Annotated in this window: 2 protein-coding genes, 1 tRNA gene and 1 pseudogene; all 4 read left to right on the forward strand. The window is 56.9% G+C overall.

The features are described from left to right. Positions 1-105: pseudogene (locus QO034_RS23095) on the forward strand (IS5-like element IS711 family transposase); the annotation flags it as partial. Between the two features lie 291 nt (positions 106-396). Further along, positions 397-738, forward strand: a complete 342-nt coding sequence (locus QO034_RS23100) for a hypothetical protein (protein ID WP_284487851.1) — start codon at positions 397-399, stop codon at positions 736-738. Positions 739-801: 63 nt separating this feature from the next. Next, positions 802-876, forward strand: a tRNA-Gln gene (locus QO034_RS23105). Positions 877-1,320: 444 nt separating this feature from the next. Next, positions 1,321-2,556 (forward strand): hypothetical protein, encoded by a 1,236-nt coding sequence (locus QO034_RS23110; protein WP_284487852.1) that lies wholly within the window; start codon positions 1,321-1,323, stop codon positions 2,554-2,556. Positions 2,557-3,149 lie beyond the last annotated feature (593 nt).

Consider the following 3,149-nt stretch of genomic DNA (forward strand, 5'->3'; position numbering starts at 1 on the left):
AATCGGATCAAACGGTTCCATCGTATCGCGCTGCGCTGCGAAAAGACAATCTCGTCCTTTCGGGCATTCGTTGCCCTTGCCTGTGCTATGACATGGCTCGCCTAATGCAGACGCCGCCTAGTGCACTACATCGACATCGCAGGCGCTTAGGCCAGCTTGAAGGGCCTCACCTGGGGAAGCTCATGCCTTTCGCCTGCTGCTGATTTGCCCGATCTGTCTCCTTGTCCGCGGCCTGTTGTCCCAGTCTGACCGACCGACAGGGACGATTGCAGTCCGGGACAGCGCCCGACAGGGCGGCCCGGCGGCCTAACGATCCGGCCTGCCGCGTCGAAGGCGTCGTCGCCATTGAAATCGAAGCGGCCTATCCCCAAAGCCACCGCCTTCAAGGCGCGGGTCGTGAACGATACCCTGAACGACGAGGGCAGCTTCCTGTTCGATCTGGGGGTCGCTACGGGCGCTCAACCCGCGCCCGCCCGCGACACGGTGAACAGGATGACCATGATCGCGTCCCAGGAGCCGGAAATCCCGATGCCCGAACCCGCCTTCGGCATCGTTGGACCCTCGGCACGGGAACCGCCGCTCAGACCCGGTTCGACCCCATCGCTGAAAGCGTCAGAAACCGCGCCGCCGGAAAATGTCACCGCGACCGCAAACGATGCTATGGACAGAATCGTCGAACAGGACTGCGCCGCGCTCAAGGACGAAGACCTGCCGAACCACGAAACCCCGAGTGAGTAGTGGCCATTTTTCGAATTCAGGTCTTGCACAGCGAAGCCGGGCAGCTTAATTAGCCGCTCACGTTGGGGTGTAGCCAAGCGGTAAGGCAGCGGTTTTTGGTACCGTGTACCGTAGGTTCGAATCCTACCACCCCAGCCAGCTATCTGAACAAGAAGAACTCATGGACCGGTTCTGCTCCCGGTGGCTGAAACTGCCCCCGAAAATGCCCCTGGCCACCCGAGGGACCCGTGACGGGTGGTTCTTCGGGACCTCCAGCTCTGATAGGGTGGGAAGTAAGGAGAGACTGGGAGGGTAATAGGTATAAGTAATGAATAGAAACGGTAGGTTAGAGACGCTATAACCCAACCTTACTTACATACTTCCCTTTCCCCCCTTCCTTGTAGAGGGACGTAACCAGTGGCTGACATAGAGAACCCTTGGCACTCCCGCCCGATAGACGTTCATCGGTGGTCAGATTACCCCGAGGTGGTTCAATTCGTGAATCGTATCTGGGACGAGTATCTACCCAGCGACCAGACCACAGGACCCAAGCCCAAAACTCCCTTTCGCCACCAGCTACGTGTCCTGACCCTGGATCTTTACGTGGCTTGGCTCGAAGACCCGGAGCTGTGCATCGGTGTTTCAATGTCGCCGAACACTTGGGATACGTCCTCACGATATAACGCCATCCACATCTCCAAGAAAATATTGCCCATCATACGCGCTCTATCCGATGCGAACCTCATTGATTTGGCACGGGGCAGCTATTCTGGACCCTACGTACCCGGCAACCGGACCACGCGGATCAGAGCGTCCGCTGAACTGCAGGGATGGTTCGCCAAGGCTGCCTTTGACCGTTCCCACGTTGGCAGGGTCGAGGGTGAGGAAATCATCATCCTGAGAGACAGCAAGGAAGGGTTGGTTGAATACGACGACACCGACGAGACCAACTTGATGCGAGAGGAACTGACGCACTACAATAACATCATCGCCTCTGCCTTTATCGACATCCCGACGCTTGCGACGCCTGACATCGATGGCGTTCCCGTCGATCAATATCACAAGAGAACCAGAAGGATCTTCAGCCGATCCGACTGGGGCTGCAACGGACGGTTTTACGGGGGCTGGTGGCAGCGAATAAACAGCAAGATGCGCAGAGAGATATTCATCAACGACACGCCGACCGTGGAGGTGGATTTCCGAAGCCTGCATGTCTCAATCCTGAGCCTGGAACGCGGCGTCGAACTGACTGAAGATCCTTACGACTTACCCGAGAAGGTGTTGGGAGGAATTCACCCTGACCTCCAGCGGACTTTCATCAAGAAGCTGGTCCTGACGGCAATCAATGCCGATGCGAAAGACGCTGCGTTCCGGGCTTTTCGTGATGGGTTTCCGAAGGGCCACCATGGCAAACAGATGACCAACAGTGAGTTGGAGAAGCTGCTGGAAGCTTTTCTGGCCAAGAGTCCGCATCTGGAGGACGCTCTGTTCGCTGATCATGGTATCCGCCTGATGAATCAAGACGGTCGTATGGCCGACTATGTGCAGCGCTACTTCGCGGCACAGGACGTCCCGGTTCTCTCGGTGCATGACAGCTTCATCATCGACTACACCCGGGTCAGCGAACTCAAGGACGCCATGTCCGAGGCATCGAGAAGGGTGGTCGGTAAACCGCTACCCACCAGCAATCAGTTCCTCGGTATCGATGAGGGTAAGGTCAAAAGTGAGGTCTTGCTCGATTACATTCGCTGGCGGCAGACGCCGCGCTGCCCTGAGTACCTACAGCGCCTCAGGGAACACGAAGACCGAACCGGCGTTGAGATCGCGCCCTATGGATGAACGTCTATCGGGCGGGAGTGCCAAGGGTTCTCTATGTCAGCCACTGGTTACGTCCCTCTGTAAGGAAGGGGGGGGAAGGGAAAGGATGTAAGTAAGCAAGGTTAAGTTATAGCGTCTCTATCCTACCGTTTCTATTCATTACTTATACCTATTACCCTCCCAGTCCCTCCTTACTTCCCACCCTGTCAGAGCCAGAGGCCCCACCGAACCACCCGCCACGGGTCCCTCGGGTGGCCGAAAACCAACTGGGGCATTTTCGGGGGCAGTTTCCAGGTCCCTTGGGAAACCCGGTTCTTGGTTTCTTGTTGTTCAGATAACTGGCTGGGGTGGTAGGAGACCTTGTCGCCCTAGTGCTTTCATCGAGTTACGGCAACTCGGTCACCAACTGGGGCAGTTTCGGGGGCGGTTTTGGCAGTTGGTGACGGGCAGTTTGGGGACAGGCGGTTGGTGACAGGCGGTCGGGAGTGTTGGTGTGTGAACCGGCATGCAAATTTGACCCCTGTATTGGGGTAATCGGCGTCCAAAAGTGACCCCCCTGATATTTCGTTTCAGAAGCTTCCTCAAAGGATTGAGGGAGCAATTTGGGGATGTTG

Source organism: Sedimentitalea xiamensis, from assembly GCF_030164465.1.
Taxonomy (GTDB): Bacteria; Pseudomonadota; Alphaproteobacteria; order Rhodobacterales; family Rhodobacteraceae; genus Sedimentitalea; species Sedimentitalea xiamensis.